Below are 25,138 nucleotides of genomic sequence, written 5' to 3'. Positions count from 1 at the left end.
CATTCCAAAAAAGCTGCAATTCGTGCCCGTCATCACATCGTTTAGCGCAAGATATTCCACCCTTCGCATTATTTGTTCAAAAAACGGTCGATTCTTCCTGGTTCGCGAATCAACGACTACAGTTACTCTGGGGATGCGCAAGCCAGGGGGCGAACATGGCGCTTTACACGATAGGTGAAGTGGCACTGCTTTGTGATATCAATCCTGTGACGCTGCGGGCATGGCAGCGGCGGTACGAGCTGCTTAAACCTCAGCGAACGGACGGAGGGCACCGCCTGTTTAACGAGGCGGATATCGATCGCATTCGCGAAATCAAAAGCTGGATCGACAACGGTGTGCAGGTCAGTAAGGTCAAATCGCTCTTATGCGAACACGATCCCGACAGCCTGGCCGAGTGGCGCGAACATCAGGAAACCCTGCTTCGCCTGTTGCAGGCCGGTAACTTTCAACGTCTGCGAACCTGGATCAAGGAGCAGGGTCGGGATTATCCCGCCCAGACGTTAATTGCTCATCTGTTTATACCGCTTCGCCGCCGTCTGCAGTCTCAGCAGCCGGCATTACAGACGCTGCTAAGCATGCTGGATGGCGCGTTAATCAATTACATTTCCGTGTGCCTGTCGACGGCACGCAAGAAGAGCGGAAAGGACGCGCTGGTGGTCGGCTGGAATATTCACGACACCACCCGCTTATGGCTCGAAGCCTGGATCGCCACGCAGCAAGGCTGGCGAGTTGACGTGCTGGCACATTCATTAGCGCAGTTTCGCCCGGAGCTTTTCGAAGGGCAAACCCTGCTGGTCTGGTGCGGAGAAATCCCCACTGCCGCCCAACAGCAGCTTCTGAGCGAATGGCGCGAACACGGCTACCCCGTCATTACCCTCGGTCCGTAAATGTCTTAACGGCATTTAATGGTTCATTAACAGGTGTGCTTCACCGTATAATTGGGCGGTTAACAAAAGGAGCACATTATGAAGGCAACCAAAGTGGCCGTAATTACCCTCTTCGCCTTAATGGCTATCAGCGGCATTGGCGGCGTTATGCTGGCTGGCTACTCATTTATCGTACGTGGCGGTGTCGGCTGAGATACTGCGCCAGCCGTTCAAATCCGCGATCAACCACGATCGCCGCCAGCGCAACCAGCACCGCACCCTGCACAATATAAGCCGAGTTAAACCCGCTCAGGCCGATAATGATCGGCGTGCCTAAGGTATTGGCCCCGACCGTTGAGGCAATGGTCGCCGTCCCGATATTGATAATTACCGACGTGCGCACACCCGCCAGAATCACCGGCGCGGCAAGCGGCAGCTCAACTTTACGCAGACGCTGCCCCGCACTCATCCCCATGCCTTCCGCCACGCTGCTCACCGCCGCCGGAACCGCTGTCAGCCCGGCCAGTGTCGCCTGTAAAATCGGCAGGACGCCGTACAGAATCAATGCAATGATCGCCGGCTCCTGACCAAAACCGATCACCGGCACCGCAATCGCCAGCACCGCCACCGGCGGGAACGTCTGCCCGATAGCGGCAATGGTCTCCACCAGCGGGCGAAACTCTCGGCCCGCCGGGCGCGTCACCGCAATCCCGGCCCCGACGCCGATCACAATCGCCACAGCGCTTGAAACCCCCACCAGCCAGAAATGGGCCAGCGTCAGGCTGATAAAACTCTCCTGCAGATAAACGGGACGCGGAAGGCCTGGAAACAACGCGCCAAACAGCCCGCCGCTGTGGGGCATCAGCCACAGCAGCGCGACAAACAGCAGCACCAGCCACAGGAGCGGCTCACGTAGCCATTTCACGTTCCACCTCCCCTGCCAGTAAATCGCGAAAATGCAGGGTGCCGCAGGGCGCGCCGTGCTCATCGACCACCGGTAACACCTCGCACTGCCGCGCGACAAACGCAGAGAGCGCATCGCGCAGGCTCATCTGCGCCTGAAGGGGTTCGCCGTTAACGGCAGGATCTTCGCGGCGCAGATACTCCCCGACCGTGCGCAGCGACAGCAGGCGTACGCCCAGTTCGCTGCGGCCAAAGAATTCGCGCACAAAATCTGTCGCCGGATGGGTTAACAGCTCCAGCGGCGTCCCCTGCTGCACCACTTCGCCGTTATCCATCAAAACCAGGCGGTCGGCGAGGCGCAGGGCTTCGTCGATATCGTGAGTCACCAGAATAATCGTGCGCCCCAGAATGCGGTGGATGCGGGTCATCTCCGTTTGCAGCGCGCTGCGGGTAACCGGGTCCAGCGCGCCAAAAGGTTCATCCATCAGCAGCACTTCAGGATTCGCGGCCAGCGCGCGCGCCACCCCGACGCGCTGCTGTTGCCCGCCGGAAAGCTGATGCGGATAGCGCTCGCGCAGGGCAGGCTCCAGCCCCAGCAGCGCCATCAGTTCGTCCACGCGATCCGCAATCTTCTGCCGCGACCATTTTTGCAGCTGCGGCACGGTGGCGATATTCTGCGCCACCGTCCAGTGCGGGAACAGGCCGATGGACTGAATGGCGTACCCCATCCGGCGGCGCAGTTCCAGCACCGGCAGGCTGCGGATCTCCTCGCCGGCAAAACGAATCAGCCCGCTGTCATGCTCCACCAGCCGGTTGATCATCTTCAGGGTGGTCGATTTTCCCGAGCCGGAAGTGCCGATCAGCACCGAAAAGGCCCCTTCTTCAAAACGCAGATTCAGATTGCTGACAGCCATCTGCCCGGCAAATTCTTTGTTCACATCGTGAAATTCAATCATCATTTTTCCCCTTCAGCAGGGCCAGCCACAGGGCAAAAAGCGCATCCACCACCACCGCCAGCGCGATGGTAGGAATCACACCGAGTAAGACCAAATCCAGCGCGCTGCTCAGCAGGCCCTGGAATACCAGTGCCCCAAACCCGCCAGCGCCGATCAGCGCTGCAATCACCGCCATGCCGACGGTTTGCACTGCCACCACCCGCAGGCTGCGCAGCAGCAGCGGCAGTGCCAGCGGCAGCTGAATCTTCCAGAATCGCTGGCGGGCGCTCATCCCCATCGCGCTGGCGCTCTCCAGCACCTCCGGAGAGACCTGGCTTAGCCCCGCCAGCACGCCGCGCGCCAGAGGCAGCAGCGCGTACAGCACCAGCGCGATCAGCGCGGGCGTCAGTCCGGTTCCGGCGATACCGAGCGAGGCGAGCGCAGGAAAGCTTTTCACCAGCCCGGCGAGCGGCGCGATCAGCAAGCCGAACAGCGCCACGGAAGGGATTGTCTGAATCACGTTCAGCACGGTAAATACCGGCCCCTGACGCGTGGGGTGGCGGTAGCACCACAGGCCGATGGGTACGCCGATAAGCAGCGCAGGCACCAGCGTGCCAAAAAGGATCGTCAGATGCTGCAACAGCGCATCGTTAAAAATCTCCTGGCGGTTAGCGTACTCTTTGAGCAGAGAAAGGGTATTCAGTTCGCCGCTGAACAGCAGCGCCAGCGGCAGAACCCAGATCTGCGCGTGTAGCAGCCAGCGCCAGAGCGGGTGTTGCGTCAGACGGCGGATCGCGTCGCTACAGGCGAGCAGGCACAGGGCCATCCACAGCCACAGCCCGCTGCCTACCGAGGTGCGCGCCAGCGGTGTTTCGGCGGTGGCGAGTTGCGTCGCCGCCTGCCCGGCACTCCAGGTCAGCAGCACAACTAACGCTTCGCATAGGAGCAGCGTGAAAATGAGTGGCAAGCGCCCACGGCAAAACGCCAGCACGGCAGCCAGTAGAAGGGACAAGGCCAGCAGGAGAGGCGAAAACGCCCACACCTGCCAGACGGACAGCCCCTCGCCGGACACCAGCCGATTAGGGGCAAAATTCACAAACGGAAGCGCGCACGCCGCCAGCGCGACAAACGCGAGCAGCAGCAGTACGCGGTTATGACAGGTTATCGGCACAACATTATCCTGTTACTTCACAAGTCCTTTTTGCTTCAGATAATCTGCCGCCACTTTTTTGGCATCCAGCCCTTCCACCGCAATGCTCGCATTGAGCTGTTGCAGGGTTTTCTCATCGAGAGTTTCAAACACCGGCTTCAGCCAGTCGCCGATCTGCGGATAGGCTTTCAGCACCGCTTCACGCACCACAGGCGTAGGAGCATAGATCGGCTGAACGCCTTTCGGATCGGTCAGGGTTTGCAGACCGAGCGCCGCCACCGGGCCGTCAGTACCGTAGGCCATCGCCGCATTTACGCCGGAGGTTTTCTGAGCGGCAGCTTTGATCGTCACCGCTGTATCACCGCCCGCGAGCGACAGCAGCTGGCTCTGGTCGAGTTTAAAATCGTAGGCTTTTTCAAAGGCCGGAAGCGCGTCCGGACGTTCGATAAATTCCGCCGAGGCCGCCAGTTTGAAATCGCCCTTCTCTTTCAGATAGCGACTCAGATCGTCAAGAGAGGTCAGTTTGCCTTTCTCAGCGATATCCTTGCGCACGGCGATGGTCCAGGTGTTGTTGGCGGGCGCAGGGGTCAGCCAGATCAGTTTGTTCTGTTCGGCGTCGAGTTTTTTCACTTTCTCGTAGCCTGCGCTGGCATTTTTCCACGCAGCATCGTTTTCATCTTTAAAGAAAAACGCGCCATTACCGGTGTATTCCGGGTAGATATCGAGCTCGCCGGAGGTGATGGCCCCGCGCACCACGGGCGTGGTACCCAGCTGGACTTTATTGACTGTTTTCACCCCGTGGCTTTCCAGCACCTGCAGGATGATATTACCGAGCAACGCCCCTTCCGTATCGATCTTAGACCCCACCTTTACTGGCTCTGCCGCCTGTAAAGGCAGGCTCAGCGCCGCCAGTAACGCCGCTGAACCCCATATCCCCTTTGTGATTGTCATTCTGCTTTCCTCATTAATTTGCCGCCTTTATCAGGGGCTTGAGAGAAAAGCGTAGCCTAAAATTGAGGAATCATCCTTCTTCCGGCAACCTCAGCGGAACGGTTAGCAGGCTGGCGGCAAAATAGAGCAGCGCGATCACCCACAACGTCCCCTCCACGCCAAACGGCGAAACGCAGAGCGTGACGATAAGCGGACCGGCAAAATTGCTCAGCCCCGAGCCGAGATTCAGGCAGGAGATAGCAGCGCCTTTGTTCTCCGGTAGCAGGGACGGAATCAGCGCGCTCAGCGGGCCAAAAGCACCCAGCCCGATAGCGTACAGGGCCAGAGCCAGAAACAGCGCCGTTTCGCTGTCACCAAACAGCACCGGCGCGTAGCACACCGCCAGCATCGCCAGACCGCACAGGGTACCGGAGAACCAGACCACCGTGTTGCGCCAGCCGATGGTATCGCCGAGCCAGCCGAAGAAGTAGCTGGCGAAGATATTGACCACGTTCACCAGCCCCCAGATGGTCAACCACTCGGCGATGCTAAATCCGAAACGCGGCAGGTAGACCGGCATCAGGATCACCAGCGAAAACTTGCCGATATCGTTGATGGTTTTGACGATCACCGCCAGGCGCATTTTCGGCTCGCGCACCAGCACCATCATCCCTTCGGCAAAGGCTGCGCCGAGATGCCCGTTGCTTTGCACGTGCGGGCGATCGCGGTTGAGCACCAGCGCGCAGAATGCGCCGAGTGCCACAAAGATAAACCCGCTCAGCAGCGTCGAGGTTTCGCCGATCAGGGGCAGCATCAGGCTTGAGTACCACGGCCCGACGATGGTCATGCCCACGCCAAACGCAATCCAGAACCAGGAGACGGCGCGTCCGAGAATAGCCGGCTCGCAGCGCTGGTTAATCCACACCAGAAACGAATAGGCAAACAGCGGATACGCCACACCGCGCAGGGCGTAGCTCGCCACCATCAGAGGATAATTCCCCTGCGGCAACGCGTAAGCGATAAAGGGAATTGAGCCGATAAAGTAGAACAGCGTCGCCGCCCACATCAGGCGGCGCAGGCCAAGTACGCCCGCGCCTATTCCGGAAAACCACGATACCACCGCGACACACAGCCCAAACACCGACGACAGCAGGCTGATGTGCATGGCATCAAAACCGCGATGCTGAAGCATCGACGCCAGCCAGCTTTGCTCGATGGTGGCGCCGGTGATAAACAGGAAAATCCCGACAAAGCCCCAGCACAGTTCACGAGGCAATCCCAGCCGGGCCCACAGGCCCTGCTGGATAAATACGCTCTGCTCCGTCATGCCATTTTGTCTCGCAGTGCGCGCACATTCATGCGTTTACGGTTCAGATAGCCGACGCTGTTTTCCCCCCAGCAGTGGTCGTACGGCATACCGGTCAGGCTTTCGATCACCGCTTTGTTTTCCGCGCTGACGGTCGCCTTGCTGCCGCCCTGTTTCAGACGCGCCACTTCTTCGTTCAGAATCGCGTGGGTACGGCTGTTGACCTTAAACTGGAACGCCGACCAGATCCCCCACAGCGTCAGTGCGACCGGCAGCACAATCATGATGATTAAAATCATGTTGATGGCCGACTGCGGCTGGGCGTTTTGTCCGGAGACAAACCCGGACATCTGCAGGGCCACACCGACGAGGAAAATCGACAGCGCCTGCGACGCCTTACGCAGCAGGCTCATAAAGCCCGCGAAAATCCCTTCCCGGCGACGGCAGGTGAGGATCTCATCCACGTCGGCGACAAAGGTGTAGTTATTCCACGGAATAGCGTAGATACCGCCGCGCGCCAGCCCGGCGACCGCCGCACCGACGTACAGCAGGGTCATCCCGCCGGTGCCGCTAAAGTACGCGGACACAAACAGGGCAAACGCCACCAGCGCCATCGTGGCCTGGGTCGCAAAGGCGCGCGACGGGGAGTAGCGCAGGGTCAGCCAGGTGGCAATTCCCACGCCAAAGAACTGCAGACCGTTTACGACGCCCAGCAGATTGGAGGCCATCACAGACGAGGTCATCAGGGCGAAGACCACAAAGTAGGTAAAGACCGAGTTAAAAATGTCCTGCGCCACCGAGCCGCCGAGATACATCCCCAGATGCGAGCGGAAGGTTTTGATTTTTAACGTTGAGACGAAATCGTAATAGATATGGTATGCGCGCGTGGCGAACGGCTCTTTTTCCTCGTCTTCGTCATGGTGCTCATTCTGCTGGATCTCTTCCAGCGAGCGCTCCCAGGTGCCGAAATAGACAAAGAACAGCACAATCATAAAGGAGACGGTGAAAATCGCCCCGGTATAGAAGAAGGAGTCGGAAGAGTCCGGGCCGAAGTACGCCACCAGACGCCCCGGCAGGAACGCTGCCGCAAAGCCTGCGAGCTGGGCGATATACATACGTGCGCTGGTCAGTTTTGAGCGCTTTTTGAAATCCGACGTCATCTCAGCCGAGAGCGTGTCGTACGGAATAATGATCATGGTGTAGACGATTTCAAACAGGATGTAGAACAGCAGGTACATCCAGTAGTTGAACCCTTCCACCCACAGCAGGCTGTAGACCGACACCAGCGGAATACTGGCCAGCAGGAAGAAACGGCGACGGCCAAAGCGGCGTCCCAGGCGCGTTTTGTGGAAGTTATCAGAAACGTAGCCGATCACCGGGCACATGATCACATCGACAATTCTCGCCACCGCAAACAGGGACCCGGCCTGGATCGGCGTCAGGCCGCAAAAGGTGGTTAAGAAAAACAGCAGCCAGGCGCTGACCAGGGTAAAGGCCCCCGAGCCAATCACATCCGCCAGCCCGTAGCACACGTAGTTCCGCAGCTTTATTTCCCGCACTTTTTTGATCATTTTGCACTCCGGATTTTTTCAGTATCCCAGCCCGCAGGCAGCGGCGACGGGCGCGTAATGGTGATGGCATGCAGATGCAACCCTTCGACGCCGCAGGCGTAAAGGGCCGGCAGCCCGTGCGGATATAACTCCACGCCGTGAGCGCGCCCGGTTTGCGTATTCACGCGATAGGCGTTGTCCAGCCCCATTCCGGTCGGGCGTTCTGGGTTACACGGTGGGCGCACGTCGTAACAGCCCTGTTCATCGGAACGGGAAGCAAGCTGGCTGAACGCCAGGCCGTTGAAGGTGATATCGCGGATCGCACCGGGCGTTTCGCTGTGCAGATTTATCGCCCCCTCCCCCGTCCCGTTCAGGCCCGAGAAGGTGATCTGGCTGATCGTGCCCGGCGTGATGTCCGGCGCGCGATGGCGTACAGAGATAAACACCGGGTCGGCTTTGCCCCAGTGACACGGATGACCGTGGCGGCAGTCGAAGAGAATGTTGCTGAAGCTCATCTTGCTGAATTGGCCGCCGTCGCGGGAGATCAGGCCGATGCCGCGGTTGGAGTCGAAAATCACGCAGTTGCTCACCGCCAGATGGGTGATGTCGGCGAAGGTTTCAGTCCCGACTTTGATTGCGCAGCTTTTGGAGCGAATGATGCAGTTACTGATCGTGACGTTGTGGATCGGCTGCTGGAGTTCGGGCGCTTTGGCCGTGGTCTTCAGGCAGATGCCGTCGTCGGCGGCGCTGAAGTAGCTGTCGCTGATGAGCACGTGCTGACAGCTGTCGATGTCCAGCGCGTCGGTGTTAGCCAGCGCCAGATCGTTATCAATGGTGATATTGCGGATGAAAACATGGTTGCAGCTCACCAGATGCGCGGTCCACATCGGCGAGTCGCACAGGGTGATATCCGTCAGGCGTACCTGTTCGCACCCTTCCAGCACCAGCAGGCGTGGGCGCTGGGGTTTCGGCTGACGATACCCCTGGTCATCCATCTCTGCGGCAAACCAGGCCGTGGCGTTGCCGTCGATGCAGCCCGCACCGCTGAGCGTCAGGTTGCGCGCATCGCGGGCGTAGATGAGTGCCATGCGCGACAGCTCGGCTGTGCTTTGGGTTTCTGCGGCGTGGTAATCATCCACATTCTGGCTGGCGAGCAGGCGCGCGCCCGCTTCCAGATGCAGGGTGAAATTCGACGGCAGCACCAGCGTTCCGGTCAGGTAGATGCCTGGCGTGACCACCAGCGTGCCTCCTCCGTTCACGGCAAGCGTATCGATGAGTTCCTGCAGCGCGGTGGTGACGGGGGTCGACCCGCTTCGATCGAGGGAAATGTTTTCTAATGAGAGCTTCATGTGATTACCTGTCAGCTGTGATGTGACAGGCATTACACGGCTTTTCTGCGGCGTGTTTGTGCCGTGTTTACCGGGCTTTTTCGCGAAGAGTGAAGAGAGTCACGCCTGCCGAGTGTGGCGGGAGTGAGTTTTGATCGTCCTCACGATTTCATCTGTGGGATAAAAATGAACTGTGAAAAAGGTCACATTTGACGGCGAGTAAGAGACGAGAAAAGAGGGAATCAAAGCAATCAGGCAGGAAAGGCGCGAAATCTTGCGGGATGCGTCACGAAACCCGCACAACGGCGGGTTTCGTCTCTTGTCGTTAAAGCAGGTCGAACTCGCCTTTATTCACTCGCGCAGAGTCCACGCCGATAAAGACGTTAAACTTGCCCGCTTCCGCGTCATATTTCATCTGCTGGTTCCAGAACTTCAGCGCATCGACGTCAATCGGGAAGCTCACGGTTTTGGTCTCACCCGGCTTCAGGTCAACCTTCTCGAAGCCGCGCAGCTGTTTCACCGGGCGGCTCATGGAGGCCGTCACATCCTGCACGTACATCTGGATGACCGTGGCACCGTCGCGTTTACCGGTGTTGGTCACCTCCACGCTGGCGGTGACTTTGCCGTCACGCTTCAGGGTGGGTGCAGACATTTTCACGTCAGAAACCTTGAAGGTGGTGTAGCTCAGCCCATAACCAAACGGATAAAGCGGGCCGTTAGCTTCATCGAAATAGCGCGAGGTGTATTTGTTCGGCTTATCGGCGTTGTACGGGCGACCGGTATTCAGGTGGCTGTAGTAAACCGGAATTTGGCCGACAGAGCGCGGGAAGGACATCGGCAGTTTGCCAGACGGGTTGTAATCACCAAACAGCACATCGGCAATGGCGTTACCGCCCTCGGTCCCGGCGAACCAGGTTTCGAGCAGCGCATCAGCCTGCTGATCCTCTTTCACCAGCGCCAGCGGGCGGCCGTTCATCAGCACCAGCACCAGCGGTTTACCCGTCGCTTTCAGGGCGCTGATCAGATCGCGCTGGCTCTGCGGGAGGGTAATATCGGTACGGCTCGACGCTTCATGGGCCATGCCCTGCGCTTCACCGACGACCGCCACCACCACATCAGCCTGTTTCGCCGCGTTGACCGCTTCGTCGATCATCTCTTTCGCCGAACGCGGATCAACCTTCACCGCCTCTTCGTACTGGTTCAGGAAGGTGACGATATCCTTGTCGTTAGTGACGTTAGCGCCTTTGGCGTAAATCACTTTGCCCTTTTCACCCAGCGCATTTTTGATGCCCGTGAGCACGGTGACGGACTGATCGGCCACGCCCGCAGCGGACCAACTGCCCATCACGTCACGTTTGCTGTCGGCCAGTGGGCCAACCACGGCGAGGGTGCCGGATTTTTTCAGCGGCAGCGTTTCGAGACGGTTTTTCAGCAGCACGAGACTTTCGCGCGCCACTTCACGGGCCTCTTTACGATGCAGACGGCTTTCAGCATTGGTATCCGCCGGGTCGGACTCTTTCGGCCCTAAGTGGCTGTACGGATCGTTAAACAGCCCCATGTCATATTTCACGTTCAGCACATGGCGGGTGGCATCATCCAGCTCTGCCATGGTCACTTTGCCGGTTTTCACCAGGTCAGGCAGGTATTTGCTGTAATACTCGTCGCTCATGCTCATGTTGATACCGGCTTTGAGCGCCACGCGCACGGCGTCTTCCGGATCGGAGGCGGTGCCGTGTTTGATCAGCTCTTTAATCGCGCCGTGATCGGACACGGTAATGCCTTTAAAGCCCCACTGGTCGCGCAAGACGTCTTTCAGCAGCCAGGAATCGGAGGTCGCCGGGGTGCCGTTGAGGGAGTTCAGGGCCACCATCACCGCGCCGCTGCCTGCGTCCAGCCCGGCTTTGTACGGCGGCATGTAGTCGTTGAACAGGCGCTGCGAGCTCATGTCAACGGTGTTGTACTCTTTCCCGCCCTCTACCGCGCCGTAGGCGGCAAAGTGTTTGACGCTGGTCATCACCGAGTAGCGATCCGCCGGGCTTTTGCCCTGCATCGCTTCGACCATGGTTTTGCCGAGGGTGGCGGTTAAATAGGTGTCTTCACCAAAGCCTTCTGAGGCGCGGCCCCAGCGCGGATCGCGCGAGACGTCGACCATCGGCGCCCAGGTCATGTTCAGACCGTCATCGGCGGCTTCATAGGCCGAAATACGCCCGACGGTTCTGACCGCATCCAGGTTAAAGGATGAGGCTAAACCGAGGCTAATCGGGAAGACGGTACGCTGGCCGTGGACCACGTCGTAGGCGAAGAAAAGCGGAATTTTCAGGCGGCTGAGCTGCATCACCTGGTCCTGCATTTTGCGGATATCTTCGCGGGTGACGGTGTTAAAAATCGCCCCGACCTGGCTCTCCTTGATCATCTCGCGGATCGCCTCTTTCGGGTTATCCGGCCCGACGCTGATGAGACGCAGCTGGCCGATTTTCTCATCGACCGTCATTTTGGTGAGCAAGTCCGTGACGAAGGCGTCGCGGGCTTCCGGGGTTAATGGGTGGTTGCCAAACAGATCTTCAGCCAGCGCGGGTTGCAGCGCCAGGCTTACTGCGACAGCTACAGAACAAAGCCATTTCATGTGTTGTACTCTCTCATCATCAACCGCCGGAAAACTCGGCCAGACCGTGCGAAAAGCGCAGTGTGCCACAAACCCTTTCAACCTTGCAGGGTTATTCTCTGATTTTTCTCATGAATACTTGTTCGCTTAACAGTTAATCGCGCTATGCTTTACAGCGAGAAATTTGCCCCACCACAAGGAGTGGAAGATGACTTCTGTTCGCACACAAAATAACAACACTTTTATTAACGAACTGTCTCGCCTGGTCGGTCACTCACACCTGCTGACGGACCCGGAAAAAACCGCCCGCTATCGCAAGGGCTTCCGTTCCGGCCAGGGTGAAGCGCTGGCGGTAGTCTTCCCCGGCACGCTGCTGGAGCTGTGGCGTGTGCTGAGCGCCTGCGTCAACGCCGACAAAATCATTCTGATGCAGGCGGCCAATACCGGCCTGACGGAAGGCTCGACGCCAAACGGCAATGATTACGACCGGGATATCGTCATTATCAGCACCCTGCGTCTCGATAAACTGCATCTGCTGGACAAAGGTGAGCAGGTGCTGGCCTATCCTGGCACGACCCTTTATTCGCTGGAAAAAGCGCTCAAGCCGCTGGGTCGCGAGCCGCACTCGGTGATTGGCTCCTCCTGCATTGGCGCGTCGGTGATCGGCGGGATCTGCAACAACTCCGGCGGGTCGCTGGTGCAGCGCGGCCCGGCGTACACAGAAATGTCCCTGTTTGCACGCATTGATGAGAACGGAAAATTACAGCTGGTGAATCATCTGGGGATCAACCTGGGTGTCACGCCGGAGCAGATCCTCAGCAAGCTCGACGACGAGCGCGTGAACGACGCTGACGTGCAGCACGATGGCCGTCACGCCCACGATCACGATTACGTCGAACGCGTGCGCGACATTGAAGCCGATACCCCGGCGCGCTACAACGCCGATCCGGATCGTCTGTTTGAATCTTCCGGCTGCGCGGGCAAACTCGCGGTGTTTGCCGTACGTCTGGACACCTTCCCGGCGCAGAAAAATCAGCAGGTCTTTTATATCGGCACCAACCAGCCGGAGGTGCTGACCGAGATCCGTCGTCATATTCTGGGCGAGTTCACGAATCTGCCGGTGGCGGGTGAGTACATGCATCGCGATATTTACGATATCGCTGAGCGCTACGGCAAAGACACCTTCCTGATGATCGACAAGCTCGGCACCGACAAAATGCCGTTCTTCTTTACGATGAAAGGCCGCGCCGACGCCATGCTCGGCAAAGTGTCCCTGTTCAAACCGCACTTCACCGATCGCTTTATGCAGAAGCTGGGCACGGCTTTCCCGGCGCACCTGCCGCCGCGCATGAAGAGCTGGCGCGATAAGTACGAACACCACCTGCTGCTGAAAATGTCGGGCGACGGGATTGCCGAGGCGCAAACCTGGCTGGCGGAATACTTCAAAACAGCGGAGGGCGATTTCTTTGCCTGTACGCCGGAAGAAGGCAACAAGGCGTTCTTACACCGCTTCGCCGCGGCGGGCGCCGCGATTCGCTATCAGGCGGTTCACGCCGACGAAGTGGAAGATATTCTGGCGCTGGATATCGCCCTGCGTCGTAACGATACGGAGTGGTTTGAACACCTGCCGCCGGAAATCGACAGTAAGCTGGTGCATAAGCTCTACTACGGCCACTTTATGTGCCACGTTTTCCACCAGGATTACATCGTCAAAAAAGGCGTTGATGCGCATGCCCTGAAGGAGCAGATGCTCGAACTGCTGCGCGCGCGCGGGGCACAATACCCGGCCGAACATAACGTCGGGCACCTGTATGAAGCGCCAGAAACGCTTAAACGTTTTTATCGCGAGAATGACCCGACAAACAGCATGAATCCCGGCATTGGTAAAACGACGAAGCATAAATACTGGAAAGAAGCGGTACAGACAGAGCGCGACGAGACGCAACCCTCTGATCAAACACTATAGCCACACTGAAATTATTGTTAAGCCAGTAACAATCGTACTAGAGTAATCTCACCCCGCCGGAGAACCGCTTCTCCGGCTTTTTTTTCCTGAGGAGCCCGCTCATCATGTCGGCCGTTGATATCCTGTCCGCTTCCGAAGTCGAGGTGCGCGACGCCCAACCTGACGACGTACATGCCATTGCCGCGATCTACGCCTGGCATGTGCTGAACGGGCGTGCATCGTTTGAAGAAGTTCCCCCACCATCGAAGAGATGCGCCAGCGCATGAGCACGATTGCCGCCGACGGGTTGCCGTGGCTGGTGGCACTCTATCGCGGCGTGGTGGTGGGATACTGCTATGCGGCGTTGTATCGCGCGCGCCCTGCCTATCGCTATACGCTTGAAGAGTCGATCTATGTGGATGCCAGCGCCACCGGACGTGGTTTTGGCAGCTCGCTGATGGATGCCCTGATTGAACGTTGTGAGCAGGGTCCGTGGCGGCAGATGATTGCCGTGGTCGGCGACGGGCATAACAATGCCGGTTCGATTCGGCTGCATAAAAAGCATGGATTCGAGGTGGCCGGGCAGTTAAGAAGCGTGGGCTATAAGAAGGGAAACTGGCGGGATACGCTGATAATGCAACGCCCCCTGAACGACGGTGACTGGACGCTGCCGGAGTAATTCGCGAAGCAAAACGTTTTGCCGGGCCGCACTGCGCCTGCCCGGCCTGCAAACTGTGGATTCACCTGCCGCGCGCTCAGTCGTTCTGTGCGGTTTCCATCTGCGCCGCTTTTTGCTTTTTATAGCTCAGCGCCGCCGCGGGAACTGGCATCACTTTTCCGGTTTCAATCCAGGTACGCAAACGGCTGGCATCAGCGAAGTGAGTGTATTTGCCAAACGCATCCATCACCACCAGCGCCACCGGTTTGCCGTTAAACACGGTACGCATCACCAGACAGTGACCAGCCGCATTGGTAAAGCCGGTTTTCGTCAGCTGGATATTCCAGTTTTCGCGATACACCAGATGGTTAGTATTGCGGAACGGTAAGGTGTACGCCGGATTCGCAAAGGTCGCCATCTCTTCACGCGTGGTACTCAGCTGACCGATCAGCGGGTACTGTTTGCTGGCGATCAGCAGGTGGGTCAGGTCGCGTGCGGTGGAGACGTTGTGAATCGACAGCCCGGTTGGCTCGACAAAACGGGTGTTGGTCATGCCCAGGGATTTGGCTTTGGCATTCATCGCCCGGATAAATGCGTTGTATCCGCCCGGATAGTGGTGCGCGAGGCTCGCGGCAGCACGGTTTTCCGAGGACATCAGCGCCAGCAGCAGCATATTTTTACGGCTGATTTCGCTGTTCAGACGCACGCGGGAGTATATCCCTTTCATCTCTGGCGTCTGGCTGATATCGACTTTCAGTTTCTCATCCAACGGCAGTCGTGCATCGAGCACCACCATCGCGGTCATTAATTTGGTAATCGACGCGATCGGACGCACCAGATCCGGGTGACTGGAATAGATCACCTTGTTGGTATTCAGATCAACAATCATCGCGCTTCCGGAGGCGATTTCCGGCTGAGCGGCAGTGGTCACTGCGGTTGTTTTGGCAATCGCTGGCGCGGCAACGGGCACAGCCAGGATCAGCGCAAGGCTAAGTAAAGAAACTCGGAATTTCAGCATGGTGAGACTTCTGATAATTATTCATGCACGTGATGACGTACGCCTCCCGTTACAACGAGCGAAACAGGCTGGCAAAGGCATCATAGCTGCCCTGGTGAGTTGTCGCCAGCGGAGAATCGTGAACAGATGCTGCATTGCTGGCATTTACGCCAGCAATGCATTTACCTCAGAAGAGACGATAGCCGTAGCCCCACAGGATCACCGTGAGCGCCAGCAGCGCCTCCAGCACCAGCACGCCAATCGCGAGGGTTGAACTGGAGAAACTTAAGCCTTCTTCTTTGTTAATGTTGAGGAAGGTCGGAATACCCACGTACAGCAGATAGCCGGTGTAAAACAGCGCGATGGTACCCACCAGCGCACACAGCCAGACCAGCGGATAGAGCGCCACGATGCCGCTCATAAACAGCGGTGTTGCTACGTATCCGGCAAAAACCATGCACAGGGTGAGCGAGGGACGCTGAGGATAGTTTCGCGCCATCCAGTAGATCACCCGCCCCATCACCGCGACGCCTGCCAGCATTAAACCGTAGAAGACCACCGCCAGTGCCAGCCCCGTCATCCATGAGAGCGTCACGACGTTGCCATCGCCAAAATTCCAGCCGATTTGTGTTGTGCCAATAAACGCGCAGATCACCGGTACGGCAGCCATGAGCAGGACATGGTGCGTGTAGTGATGCGCGACCGTTTCGTTCTCGCTTCTGATGACATGCATCTCACGATCGGGATGGGAAAACAGCCCCCAGACATGGTTCATACAGCCCCCTCATTGTCGGCCCGCAAGGCGATACTGTAAGTATAATGCAGCTTTAGATTATTTTATGACCAGCAGCAAAATTGCCGCTTCGGGGAAATCGTCCTGGTTGCCACACCATTGATTCACAGGGTGTATGCTTAAGGAAGGTTTACACAGGGAGACACCGCTGAACTCATGGATATCAACAGTCTGATTGAACAGTACGGATATGCGGCGCTGGTGATAGGGAGCGTGGCGGAAGGGGAAACCATCACCCTGCTAGGCGGGGTGGCCGCACATCAGGGGCTGCTTCGTTTCCCGCTGGTGGTCGCCGCGGTAGCGCTGGGTGGGATGATTGGCGATCAGTTGCTCTATCTGCTGGGATTGCGCTTTGGCCCCACGCTGCTCAAACGTTTTGCCCGGCATCAGAAAAAAATCAACCGCGCGCAGCGGCTGATTCAGCGTCACCCCTATCTGTTTGTGATCGGTACCCGGTTTATGTACGGCTTTCGCATTATCGGCCCGCTGCTGATTGGCGCCAGCCGCCTGCCGCCGAAAATCTTTCTGCCGCTAAACATCATTGGTGCCATTGCCTGGGCGCTGATATTCACTTCGCTCGGCTATGTGGGCGGCGAAGTGATTGGCCCCTGGCTGCACAACCTCGACCAGCATCTGAAGCACTGGATCTGGCTGATACTGGTGGTGGCAGGCGTCATTATCTGGCGACTGTGGCGCAAGCATCGGGAAAACGATCGCGACTAGCGTCGTTATTCCGCCGGTTTAAACTGCGGATTCGCCAGCATAAAGCCGCCGTCGACAATAAACGATTGCCCCGTGGTATAGCTGGCATCCGTGTCGCACAGCCACGCGACAAGGCTTGCGATCTCATGCGTTTGCCCAGGCCGACCGAGGGGGATCTCGGGCATGGAGCCTTCTTCGACTTCGCTGTCATCCATGCCGTTCATCGGCGTGGCGATAGCGCCAGGGGCAACCGCATTGACCAGGATCTTGTGCTGCACTAGCTCAAGGGCCATCGATTTTGTCAGGCCACCCAGCGCGTGTTTCGCTGCGGTGTAGGCGCTGGCCTCCGGTAGCGGGGTGTGCTCATGCACCGAGGTAATATTCACAATCCGCCCACCCTGCCCCTGCTTCACCATCTGCCGGGCGGCAAGTTGTGAACAGAGAAACGCGCCATCCACATCCACGGTAAAAATCCCGCGCCAGTCGTCAAACGTCATATCAAGAAACGGGGCTTTGGCCATGGCGCCGGCGTTGTTGACCAGCGCATCCAGCCGACCAAAGCGGGCGATAAGCGTCTCAATGGCTTTCGCCCCCTCTGGCAGGTGGCTAAGATCCAGCTGTATCGCCTCGGCGCGACGCCCCAGGGCTTCGATTTCACGACAGGTCTGGAGTGCCCCCTCTTCATCCGAATGCCAGGTCACGCCAATATCAAACCCGCGCTCAGCCAGAAGTAGCGCCGTTGTTTTACCGATTCCGGAATCTGATGCCGTAACAATGGCCACGCGCTGAACTGATGCCATACCTACCTCCGCCATGACGCAAAAAGGTAAGTATAGATAACGTCCTGTTAACCGTGGTGATACCCGCCGCCCAGAGCGGAGGTCAGTTGCAGGGTGGCGTCCACATATTGCCCCTGAAGCGTCAGGCTCGCGATGTGCTCCTGCAACGCCGGAATTTTCGCTTCGCTCACGCGTGAGCCGGCGATGATCCCCGCACGAAAACGGGCCTGCGCCTGGGCCACCACCCGTGCGGTATCGGCTTCAACCTGCTGCTGTTGCTGATTTTTGTTCATCAGCGTCTCCACTTCGCTGGCCGTGCGCGCCACCTGATTCACTGCATCGACCACCGCTTTGTTGTAGTTCGCGACGGACAGATTGCTCTGTGCCTGGGCGATGTCGAGATTCGCATTGAGGCGACCGCTGTCGAAGATCGGCAGCGTCAGTCCGGCAGTGACCCCCATCTGCTGGGCCGATGAGCGGAACAGATCGCTTAAGTGCAGGGCGTCCTGTTGCAGGAAAGCCATCAGATTAACATCCGGATAAAACGCGGCTTTCGCTGCATCCACGTCATTCATGGACGCTTCAATGTACCAGTGCGCCTCCTGAAGATCGGGACGACGGGCCAGCAGGTCGTAGCCCAGCGTCGGCGGCAGCGAAGCGTCGATTTTCGGCAGCGGGTGCGGTGTGAGCGTCACTGACGTGGTATTGGTCAGCGCCTGCAGCCGCGCCTCAATGGCTTTCATTTTGCCACTGACTTCCGCCCTCTGTTCCTGCGTTTTGCTGGCGTTGATATCGGTGACGACACCTTCTAGGGAGGAGGTAATGCCGTGCTGGTAGAGTTCACGATCGACCGCAATAATCGACTCTTGTTCCTGTTTGATGTCCGTCAGCACATGACCAATCTCGGCCTGCGTCTGCCACTCCCAGTACAGGCGCGCCACGCTGCTGGCGAGGAGCTGGCGGGTCTGTTCCATCTCCGCTTTCTGCGCATTGACTTTGCCGATCCGGGCCTCGACCTGGGAGCGGTTTTTACCCCACAGATCCAGATCCCATCCCGCCGTCAGACCGAAGGTGCCGTTGGTGTACCACGGCCCGGTGGTGCCCGCCGCAGGATCGGTCTCGGCGAATGGTCCCATCAGCCCTTCTGCCGACATTTTTTGCCGCTCGGCGTCCGCCGAAAAATCAATCTGCGGGCCGCCCGCAGCCACAGCCATTTTGGCCTGGGCTTCCGCGAGGGCGATACGCTGGTGGGCAATCTGCATATCCGGCGCATCGGCCAGCGCTTTGGCAATCAGGGCGTTCAGCTCCGGGTCGTGGAAATCTTTCCACCACTCATTTTTCGGCCACTGGGTGTGGGCCAGCTGAGTGCTGATTTTCGCCACGGGAGCCTGCTGATGCAGAGACGCCGCCGTGTCGTGGCCCGGCGCACAGGCCACCAGCAATACAGAGAGAGGTAAGCTAAAAGAAAAAATAATTGAACGTTTCATTACGCCATTCACGCAAAAAAGAAAGGGGCAAATTACGCCTGCTGCTTCTCTTTTTTTTAGTAACGCGTGGCAACCCTTACTTTGTCATACATTCACACACTCAGAAAAATATTCTTCTTACGAATTATATAATTACATTCATTCACAGCACTTATTGATTAAGCCTTTGATGCGGCTGCTACACTTAAATAGACGTAAGCCCAATAGCAAAGTTGAAGGAGAAGGGAATGAAAATATTACTGTGGGTTATTTTGATTATTTTCTTAATTGGTTTACTGGTGGTGACGGGCGTATTTAAAATGATTTTCTGATAATTTGCCCGACCGATTTTTGCTGGTCGGGCAAAGCGTCGTGCCATTACGCTTTTAGCGAAGCGCCTTTGGTCGAAATGACCTCTTTGTACCAGTAGAAACTTTTCTTACGGCTGCGGGCCAGCGTGCCATTACCGCTGTCATCGCGATCGACGTAAATAAAGCCGTAGCGTTTGGACAACTCAGCTTTCGACGCGCTCACCAGATCGATTGGTCCCCAACTGGTGTAACCCATCACCTCTACGCCATCTTCCATTGCCTCACGCACCTGCACCAGATGATCGTTCAGATAGGCAATACGGTAGTCATCCTGCACGATACCGTCGGCATCGGGTTTATCTTTCGCGCCCAGACCATTTTCGACAATAAACAGCGGCTTCTGATAGCGATCCCACAGCACATTCAGCAGAGTACGTAGGCCGACCGGGTCAATCTGCCAGCCCCACTCTGAGCTTGCGAGATGCGGGTTTGGCACCATGCTTAAAATGTTGCCGCGCGCCTGCTGGTTTAGCTCTTCATCCGTGGTCACACAACCGGTCATGTAATAGCTGAAAGAGATAAAATCTACGGTCGATTTCAGCGCCTCGCGATCGGCATCAGTTACGTCAAGCTGGATACCGTTATCGCGGAAAAAACGCAGCATGTAGCCCGGATAAGCGCCACGGCACTGCACATCACCGAAGAACTGCCATGCACGGTTCTCTTGCAACGCTTCCAGCACATCGTCAGGCTTGCAGGTGAGCGGATAGACCAGCCCTCCCAGCAGCATATTGCCAATTTTGCCTTCCGGGACAATCTCATGACAGGCGTTAACCGCCAATGCGCTGGCCACCAACTGATGATGGATTGCCTGGTAGACTTCCGCTTTACTGCTGGTTTCCGGCAGGCCGACGCCCGTCATTGGCGCATGCAGGGACATATTGATTTCGTTAAATGTCAGCCAAAGCTTCACCTTCTCTTTGTAGCGGGTAAACACCGTGCGCGCATACCGCTCGAAGAAACCAATCACCTGACGGCTGCCCCAGCCACCATACTGTTTCACCAGGCCCCACGGCATCTCATAGTGCGACAGCGTTACCAGTGGAGTGATATTGTGCGCGGCCAGCTCGTCAAAGAGTTTGTCGTAAAACGCCAGACCCGCTTCATTTGGCTGCTGCTCATCCCCGTTCGGGAAAATACGCGTCCAGGCGATAGAGACGCGCAGGCAGCTAAATCCCATTTCAGCAAACAGCTTAATATCGTCCGGGTAGCGATGATAAAAATCGATCGCCACATCCTTAATTCCGCTGTCGCCCGTTACGCGCTCTACCACCGGGCCAAATACCCCTTTCGGCTGGACGTCCGACGTTGACAGGCCTTTGCCATCTTCAAGGTAAGCGCCTTCTACCTGGTTGGCAGCAACCGCGCCGCCCCATAAAAATGTATCCGGGAAAGTTTTCATCACGTTCTCCTGTTATTTATGGCTGACGGTCAGCAGCGGCGAACCGGCGTTGACGGCGCTGGCCGCCACGGTGATCACCTCTGCATAACTGTCGCTGTTACTGATAATAATCGGGGTGGCCAGATCGTATCCGGCGTCAAGAATGGCCTGTCTGTCGAATTCCAGCAGCAGATCGCCAGGCTTCACTTTATCGCCCACGTTCACGTGAGCGGTGAAATGCTTGCCGTCGAGCTTGACGGTGTCGATACCGACGTGGATCAGCACTTCAATGCCGCTGTCGCTTAGCAGGCCTATCGCATGTTTGGTCTGGAATAGCGAGGCAACCTCACCCGCAAACGGGGCGAAAACGTGGTTGTCAGACGGGATAATGGCCGCGCCGTGGCCGAGAAGACCGCTCGCGAAAGTGGTATCCGGCACCTGACTCAGGGCCAGCACCGTTCCGCTCATTGGCGAAAGTACATCGTCTTCGCCTGCGGTAACCGCGACCGGCGTCGTATCAACTGCACGCCCCGGCATCCCTGCAACCAGCGTCAGCACGCAACTCAAAATCAGAGCAACCACAGTTCCGATAATGCCCCCCCACAGCGAAGCATCAATGCCGCCCGGCGGGATCATCTGCGCAATGGTGAAGATATTGGCGAACCCGAAGGAGTAAACGTAGGCCTGGCTCAGGCCCACGATGGCCCCGCCAATCGACCCGGCCACGCAGCCAAAGATGAACGGTCGACGCAGCGGCAAGTTCACGCCATACACCGCAGGCTCGGTGATGCCAAAAATCCCCGCTGTTACCGATGAGCCCGCCAGCATTTTCAGACGCGCATCGCGCGTGCGCAGGAAGACCCCCAGCGCGGCACCCACCTGCCCCATCACCGCAGGCAGCAGCATCGGCAACATTGAGTCATGCCCCAGTACCGCCAGGTTATTGATCATCAGCGGCACCAGCCCCCAGTGCAGGCCGAAGATCACGCACACCTGCCACAGCGCACCCATCGCTGCGCCCGCCAGCCACGGGGCCAGGACATAAATCACCTGATATCCGTTAGCCAGCAGTTGGCTCAGCCAGGTCGCTACCGGCCCAATCACCAGGAAGGTCAGCGGGACGGTGACCGCTAAACAGATCAGCGGCGTAAAGAAGTTTTTCATCGACGGCGGCAGCAGTTTGCCGCTCTTTTTTTCCAGCCAGCAACTGACCCACGCCGCGAGAATAATCGGAATTACCGACGCGCTGTAGTTGAACCAGGTGACCGGAATACCGAGAAAAGCGTCCGCTACGGCACCGGTTTGTTGGCTGGCCTCAAACGCCTGAATCATCATCGGATGGGTCAGCGCGCCACCGATGACCATGGTGATAAACGGATTGCCACCAAATTTCTTCCCGGCCGTGTAGCCCAGCACCATCGGAAAGAAGAAGAACAAGGCATCGCTTGCCGCAAACCAGATTTTGTAGGTTCCGCTGTCGGGGCTGAGCCAGCCGCAAACCAGGGCTAGCGCCAGCAATCCTTTCAAAATACCGGATGCCGCCAGGATGCCAATAAACGGGGTAAAGATACCGGAGACAACGTCAATCAAGCGCCCGAGAAGATGACTCTTGTCTCCGGTCTCGTCTGCTGCCACTGGCGTATCGTCATGCAAACCGGCTTCAGCCCGCACCGCTTTCCAGACATCATTCACATGGTTTCCAATCACCACCTGAAACTGCCCGCCGCTTTCGACGACCATGATCACGCCCGGATTTTTCTTCAGCCCTTCGGCATCCGCTTTTTGATTTTCTTTCAGTTTGAAGCGAAGCCGGGTGGCGCAATGAACCAGACTGATGATGTTCTCTTTGCCCCCTACGTGGCTGAGAATATCCTTCGCCAAAGCTTGATATTCCATCTCGATTTCCTTTCTTCGATGCCCGCAGGCATCTGGTGACTGAGTTTAAAAATAAAAAAAACCCGAGAACGGCATCTCTTCAGATGCCGCGCTCAGGTTTTGCCTGCGTTATGCAGTAACAATCCAGATTTTGGAGCTTAACGCCCCTCTTTTCTCACTCGTTCAATATGAATGGTGAGAAACATAATTTCTTCCGTCGTCAGCTCGCGCTGATAACTTTTCTGCAGATACTGCGCGATTTTCTCGGCGCAAATCCAGGCTTTCGCGTAGTTGTCTTTTACCGCCGTATGCAGCGTCACATCGTCATCTTCCACGACGGTGCGGGTCAGCATCCGTTGAGCAAAGAACTTCAGGTGGGTGACAAAGCGCTGATAGCTAAGCGACTCTTCATCATATTCCAGCTGAAGCTGATACTTCACCAGCTGCAGGATCTCCTGCATAACGCGGGTGACGTGCATCACTTCGGGCATTTCGCTGTTGAGTTGCGCCGTGACCAGGTGAAGCGCGATAAACCCCGCCTCATCTTCGGCAAGCTCCACCCCCAGCCTGCTGGCGATAATCGCCCTTGCTTCCTGCCCCAGCTCAAACTCCTTCGGGTACAGACGTTTGATCTCCCACAACAGCACGTTTTTGATCGCCAGGCCTTTCTTTTGCCGTTCGATGGCAAAATGGCAGTGGTCGGTCAACGTGATGTAGAGACTGTCCTGCAATTTCCCCAGCCGCTGCGCCGCCAGCCCAATAATGCGGTCGCAGGTGGTCATTACCTCAAGGGGGATCTGACTGAGTAATTCCCCTAATCGACGCGCCAGCTCATCGCTTTGCAGTGCGAAAACCTTTTCGACTTTCTCAGCGTCAAGATCGTCACCGATGCGTTTCTGGAAGGCCAGCCCGCGCCCCATAACGACCTGTTCGCGCATGTGCTCATCCAGAACAACCACCACATTATTATTGAGAATTTTGGCGATTTTCATCAGAACCCCAGAAACAAAAAAACCTGACCTCCGGCAGATGCCAGAAAATCAGGTTTTGCCTGCCGCAGCAGTAACAATCCAGTTTTTGCACTCTATCAGTTTCAATCGCAGCCTCAATGTACTACGCGTAAAAACGTGATACAGATCGTTATTGAGGCAATTTTCAGTTTCGCCACCCAGCTCTCCTGCGCCAGCGGAACATATCGCTAAACGTAGCGCACATCGCCTTTAGTGAAACGTTATATGCCCTATGAAAGCCTGCGAGGGCAGTAACGCGACGATCCCGACGCTATTATTTGGCCTGAATGACCCGCGCAATGTCGGCTGATGTCTGCAGAGTCCGAATTTCCTGAAATAACCCCAGCGCTTCGTCATATTCTTTGCGTAAATAGCTCAGCCACTGTTTGATACGTGCCACGTGGTACAACCCGGTGTCGCCCTGCTTTTCCAGACGCGAATATTTTTGCAGCAGCGTAACCACATCCGGCCACGGCATACGCGGCTCGTTGTACTTCACCACCCGGCTCAGGTTAGGCACGTTCAGCGCCCCGCGCCCGATCATCACCGAATCGCAGCCCGTCTCTTTTATACAGGCCTGCGCGCTTTCGTAGTCCCAGATTTCGCCATTCGCGATCACCGGAATAGACAGACGCTTGCGGATCTCCCCAATCGCCTGCCAGTTGATGCGATCCGCTTTATAGCCGTCGTCTTTGGTGCGCCCGTGGACCACCAGCTCCGTCGCCCCGGCCTGCTGCACCGCATCGGCAATCTCAAACTGGCGGTCGTGACTGTCCCAGCCCAGACGCACTTTTACCGTCACCGGAAGATGGGCAGGCACCGCCTCACGCATCGCTTTCGCGCCGCGATAGATCAGCTCAGGATCTTTTAGCAACGTTGCGCCACCGCCACTGCCGTTGACCATTTTCGACGGACAGCCGCAGTTGAGATCGACACCGTAGGAACCCAGTTCAACCGCTCGGGCCGCGTTCTCCGCCAGCCATTCCGGGTATTGCCCCAGCAGCTGGATACGCACCAAGGTACCGGAGGTGGTCCGGCTCTGACGATGCAGCTCCGGGCAGAGTCGATAAAACGACTTTACTGGCAACAGCATATCGACCACCCGCAAAAACTCGGTGACGCAGAGATCGTAATCATTTACCTCAGTCAGCAGCTCGCGCACTAATGAGTCGAGCACGCCTTCCATCGGCGCCAGTAAAACACGCATTCTAAAACCCTGTGAAAAAAGACCCGCTATAGTAGCCGCTCTCTATAAAGGTGCAAAGGGCTTAACGCGCGTCTATTTCATCACGACGTAGGCCACCGCCGTCAGAACGACCACGATGAGCAGTGTGAACGTCGGGCCCAGCGCGAAGGCGTAGACGTTCAGCTCATCTTCTTTTTTGATATCGTTGTAACGCGCCAGCGCACTTTGGGCATCGGGCGCCGTGATCTCTTCAAACTCCTGCTCATAGCCCTGTGCTTCCAGGTGCGATGAGCCTTCCGCATTGCCCTTCTCTACGGCGAAAATCTGTGTCCCTTTCCGGAAAAAAATGAATTCTGACATTAGAATCTCCTGATCGCGGGAATGGCTTTTATCATATCACTGCTT

The 25,138-nt window shown here is 57.2% G+C and carries 21 protein-coding genes and 1 pseudogene; 5 read left to right on the top strand and 17 right to left on the bottom strand.

From position 1 onward, the window contains the following. Positions 1 to 155 precede the first annotated feature (155 nt). Entirely contained in the window at positions 156 to 887 is a 732-nt protein-coding gene (gene mlrA, locus DAI21_RS12495; protein ID WP_100779552.1) for an HTH-type transcriptional regulator MlrA, read from the top strand. A 78-nt stretch (positions 888 to 965) separates the two neighbouring features. Further along, entirely contained in the window at positions 966 to 1,079 is a 114-nt protein-coding gene (locus DAI21_RS12490; RefSeq protein WP_100779551.1) for a protein YohO, read from the top strand. On the opposite strand, the gene DAI21_RS12485 is transcribed toward DAI21_RS12490, so the two are convergent. From DAI21_RS12485 to bglX, 8 genes are all read right to left on the bottom strand, one after another. Next, a complete protein-coding gene (locus DAI21_RS12485; protein ID WP_107703240.1) occupies positions 1,054 to 1,791 on the bottom strand; it encodes an ABC transporter permease in 738 nt (245 codons plus the stop codon). The two genes, DAI21_RS12490 and DAI21_RS12485, sit on opposite strands and share 26 nt — an antisense overlap. After that, positions 1,775 to 2,725, bottom strand: coding sequence for an ABC transporter ATP-binding protein (locus tag DAI21_RS12480; protein ID WP_107703239.1), 951 nt, complete (start codon positions 2,723 to 2,725; stop codon positions 1,775 to 1,777). The genes DAI21_RS12485 and DAI21_RS12480 overlap by 17 nt, the downstream gene beginning before the upstream one ends. Continuing rightward, complete coding sequence (locus DAI21_RS12475) at positions 2,718 to 3,875, bottom strand: ABC transporter permease (RefSeq protein WP_107703238.1); 1,158 nt, start codon at positions 3,873 to 3,875, stop codon at positions 2,718 to 2,720. The genes DAI21_RS12480 and DAI21_RS12475 overlap by 8 nt, the downstream gene beginning before the upstream one ends. Positions 3,876 to 3,887: 12 nt before the next feature. Then, positions 3,888 to 4,805, bottom strand: a complete 918-nt coding sequence (locus DAI21_RS12470) for an ABC transporter substrate-binding protein (protein ID WP_100779547.1) — start codon at positions 4,803 to 4,805, stop codon at positions 3,888 to 3,890. A gap of 70 nt (positions 4,806 to 4,875) precedes the next feature. Next, complete coding sequence (locus tag DAI21_RS12465) at positions 4,876 to 6,111, bottom strand: MFS transporter (protein ID WP_107703237.1); 1,236 nt, start codon at positions 6,109 to 6,111, stop codon at positions 4,876 to 4,878. Further along, a complete protein-coding gene (locus tag DAI21_RS12460) occupies positions 6,108 to 7,661 on the bottom strand; it encodes an MFS transporter (protein WP_107703236.1) in 1,554 nt (517 codons plus the stop codon). Before DAI21_RS12460 ends, DAI21_RS12465 begins: the two co-directional genes overlap by 4 nt. After that, positions 7,658 to 8,989: a glycoside hydrolase family 28 protein gene (locus DAI21_RS12455; protein ID WP_107703235.1), complete on the bottom strand. Its 1,332-nt coding sequence runs from the start codon at positions 8,987 to 8,989 to the stop codon at positions 7,658 to 7,660. The genes DAI21_RS12460 and DAI21_RS12455 overlap by 4 nt, the downstream gene beginning before the upstream one ends. A gap of 304 nt (positions 8,990 to 9,293) precedes the next feature. Further along, a complete protein-coding gene (gene bglX, locus DAI21_RS12450; protein WP_107703234.1) occupies positions 9,294 to 11,591 on the bottom strand; it encodes a beta-glucosidase BglX in 2,298 nt (765 codons plus the stop codon). A gap of 187 nt (positions 11,592 to 11,778) precedes the next feature. Between bglX and dld the strand changes: the two genes are divergently transcribed. Beyond that, a complete protein-coding gene (dld, locus tag DAI21_RS12445; protein ID WP_100779542.1) occupies positions 11,779 to 13,536 on the top strand; it encodes a D-lactate dehydrogenase in 1,758 nt (585 codons plus the stop codon). 104 nt (positions 13,537 to 13,640) lie between these two features. Further along, positions 13,641 to 14,194: pseudogene (locus DAI21_RS12440) on the top strand (N-acetyltransferase family protein). Positions 14,195 to 14,270: 76 nt separating this feature from the next. Here the strand turns inward: DAI21_RS12440 and pbpG are convergent. Together pbpG and DAI21_RS12430 are read right to left on the bottom strand one after the other, a co-directional pair. After that, positions 14,271 to 15,191: a D-alanyl-D-alanine endopeptidase gene (pbpG, locus tag DAI21_RS12435; protein ID WP_100779540.1), complete on the bottom strand. Its 921-nt coding sequence runs from the start codon at positions 15,189 to 15,191 to the stop codon at positions 14,271 to 14,273. Between the two features lie 166 nt (positions 15,192 to 15,357). Beyond that, on the bottom strand, positions 15,358 to 15,945 hold the full coding sequence (locus DAI21_RS12430) for a Yip1 family protein (RefSeq protein WP_100779539.1): 588 nt from the start codon (positions 15,943 to 15,945) through the stop codon (positions 15,358 to 15,360). Positions 15,946 to 16,119: 174 nt separating this feature from the next. Between DAI21_RS12430 and DAI21_RS12425 the strand changes: the two genes are divergently transcribed. Then, positions 16,120 to 16,686 carry a DedA family protein gene (locus tag DAI21_RS12425; RefSeq protein WP_107703233.1) on the top strand — a complete coding sequence of 189 codons (567 nt, stop codon included), beginning with the start codon at positions 16,120 to 16,122 and terminating at the stop codon, positions 16,684 to 16,686. A gap of 5 nt (positions 16,687 to 16,691) precedes the next feature. Here the strand turns inward: DAI21_RS12425 and DAI21_RS12420 are convergent, their stop codons facing one another. From DAI21_RS12420 to DAI21_RS12390, 7 genes are all read right to left on the bottom strand, one after another. Beyond that, the gene (locus tag DAI21_RS12420) at positions 16,692 to 17,465 is read right to left on the bottom strand and encodes an SDR family oxidoreductase (protein ID WP_100779537.1); all 774 of its coding nucleotides are present in this window, start codon (positions 17,463 to 17,465) and stop codon (positions 16,692 to 16,694) included. 47 nt (positions 17,466 to 17,512) lie between these two features. After that, positions 17,513 to 18,931 carry a multidrug resistance outer membrane protein MdtQ gene (mdtQ, locus tag DAI21_RS12415; RefSeq protein WP_107703232.1) on the bottom strand — a complete coding sequence of 473 codons (1,419 nt, stop codon included), beginning with the start codon at positions 18,929 to 18,931 and terminating at the stop codon, positions 17,513 to 17,515. A 357-nt stretch (positions 18,932 to 19,288) separates the two neighbouring features. Continuing rightward, positions 19,289 to 20,683 carry a glycoside hydrolase family 1 protein gene (locus tag DAI21_RS12410; RefSeq protein ID WP_107703231.1) on the bottom strand — a complete coding sequence of 465 codons (1,395 nt, stop codon included), beginning with the start codon at positions 20,681 to 20,683 and terminating at the stop codon, positions 19,289 to 19,291. A gap of 12 nt (positions 20,684 to 20,695) precedes the next feature. Continuing rightward, positions 20,696 to 22,558: a PTS beta-glucoside transporter subunit IIABC gene (gene bglF, locus DAI21_RS12405; protein WP_107703230.1), complete on the bottom strand. Its 1,863-nt coding sequence runs from the start codon at positions 22,556 to 22,558 to the stop codon at positions 20,696 to 20,698. Between the two features lie 137 nt (positions 22,559 to 22,695). Then, positions 22,696 to 23,529 carry a BglG family transcription antiterminator LicT gene (gene licT / locus DAI21_RS12400; RefSeq protein ID WP_100779533.1) on the bottom strand — a complete coding sequence of 278 codons (834 nt, stop codon included), beginning with the start codon at positions 23,527 to 23,529 and terminating at the stop codon, positions 22,696 to 22,698. A 292-nt stretch (positions 23,530 to 23,821) separates the two neighbouring features. Then, positions 23,822 to 24,754, bottom strand: coding sequence for a tRNA dihydrouridine(16) synthase DusC (gene dusC, locus DAI21_RS12395; protein ID WP_102104858.1), 933 nt, complete (start codon positions 24,752 to 24,754; stop codon positions 23,822 to 23,824). Positions 24,755 to 24,826: 72 nt separating this feature from the next. After that, on the bottom strand, positions 24,827 to 25,093 hold the full coding sequence (locus tag DAI21_RS12390) for a hypothetical protein (RefSeq protein ID WP_100779531.1): 267 nt from the start codon (positions 25,091 to 25,093) through the stop codon (positions 24,827 to 24,829). Positions 25,094 to 25,138 lie beyond the last annotated feature (45 nt).

This window comes from Lelliottia sp. WB101, assembly GCF_003051885.1.
Taxonomy (GTDB): Bacteria; Pseudomonadota; Gammaproteobacteria; order Enterobacterales; family Enterobacteriaceae; genus Enterobacter; species Enterobacter nimipressuralis.
This window is presented reverse-complemented; position numbering and strand designations above follow the sequence as displayed.

Coding starts and splice junctions, on each gene's coding strand:
- mlrA (WP_100779552.1), top strand. CDS start 156: ATGGCGCTTTACACGATAGGTGAAGTGGCACTGCTTTGTGATATCAAT.
- DAI21_RS12490 (WP_100779551.1), top strand. CDS start 966: ATGAAGGCAACCAAAGTGGCCGTAATTACCCTCTTCGCCTTAATGGCT.
- DAI21_RS12480 (WP_107703239.1), bottom strand. CDS start 2,725: ATGATTGAATTTCACGATGTGAACAAAGAATTTGCCGGGCAGATGGCT.
- DAI21_RS12470 (WP_100779547.1), bottom strand. CDS start 4,805: ATGACAATCACAAAGGGGATATGGGGTTCAGCGGCGTTACTGGCGGCG.
- DAI21_RS12465 (WP_107703237.1), bottom strand. CDS start 6,111: ATGACGGAGCAGAGCGTATTTATCCAGCAGGGCCTGTGGGCCCGGCTG.
- DAI21_RS12460 (WP_107703236.1), bottom strand. CDS start 7,661: ATGATCAAAAAAGTGCGGGAAATAAAGCTGCGGAACTACGTGTGCTAC.
- DAI21_RS12455 (WP_107703235.1), bottom strand. CDS start 8,989: ATGAAGCTCTCATTAGAAAACATTTCCCTCGATCGAAGCGGGTCGACC.
- bglX (WP_107703234.1), bottom strand. CDS start 11,591: ATGAAATGGCTTTGTTCTGTAGCTGTCGCAGTAAGCCTGGCGCTGCAA.
- dld (WP_100779542.1), top strand. CDS start 11,779: ATGACTTCTGTTCGCACACAAAATAACAACACTTTTATTAACGAACTG.
- pbpG (WP_100779540.1), bottom strand. CDS start 15,191: ATGCTGAAATTCCGAGTTTCTTTACTTAGCCTTGCGCTGATCCTGGCT.
- DAI21_RS12430 (WP_100779539.1), bottom strand. CDS start 15,945: ATGAACCATGTCTGGGGGCTGTTTTCCCATCCCGATCGTGAGATGCAT.
- DAI21_RS12425 (WP_107703233.1), top strand. CDS start 16,120: ATGGATATCAACAGTCTGATTGAACAGTACGGATATGCGGCGCTGGTG.
- DAI21_RS12420 (WP_100779537.1), bottom strand. CDS start 17,465: ATGGCATCAGTTCAGCGCGTGGCCATTGTTACGGCATCAGATTCCGGA.
- mdtQ (WP_107703232.1), bottom strand. CDS start 18,931: ATGAAACGTTCAATTATTTTTTCTTTTAGCTTACCTCTCTCTGTATTG.
- DAI21_RS12410 (WP_107703231.1), bottom strand. CDS start 20,683: ATGAAAACTTTCCCGGATACATTTTTATGGGGCGGCGCGGTTGCTGCC.
- bglF (WP_107703230.1), bottom strand. CDS start 22,558: ATGGAATATCAAGCTTTGGCGAAGGATATTCTCAGCCACGTAGGGGGC.
- licT (WP_100779533.1), bottom strand. CDS start 23,529: ATGAAAATCGCCAAAATTCTCAATAATAATGTGGTGGTTGTTCTGGAT.
- dusC (WP_102104858.1), bottom strand. CDS start 24,754: ATGCGTGTTTTACTGGCGCCGATGGAAGGCGTGCTCGACTCATTAGTG.
- DAI21_RS12390 (WP_100779531.1), bottom strand. CDS start 25,093: ATGTCAGAATTCATTTTTTTCCGGAAAGGGACACAGATTTTCGCCGTA.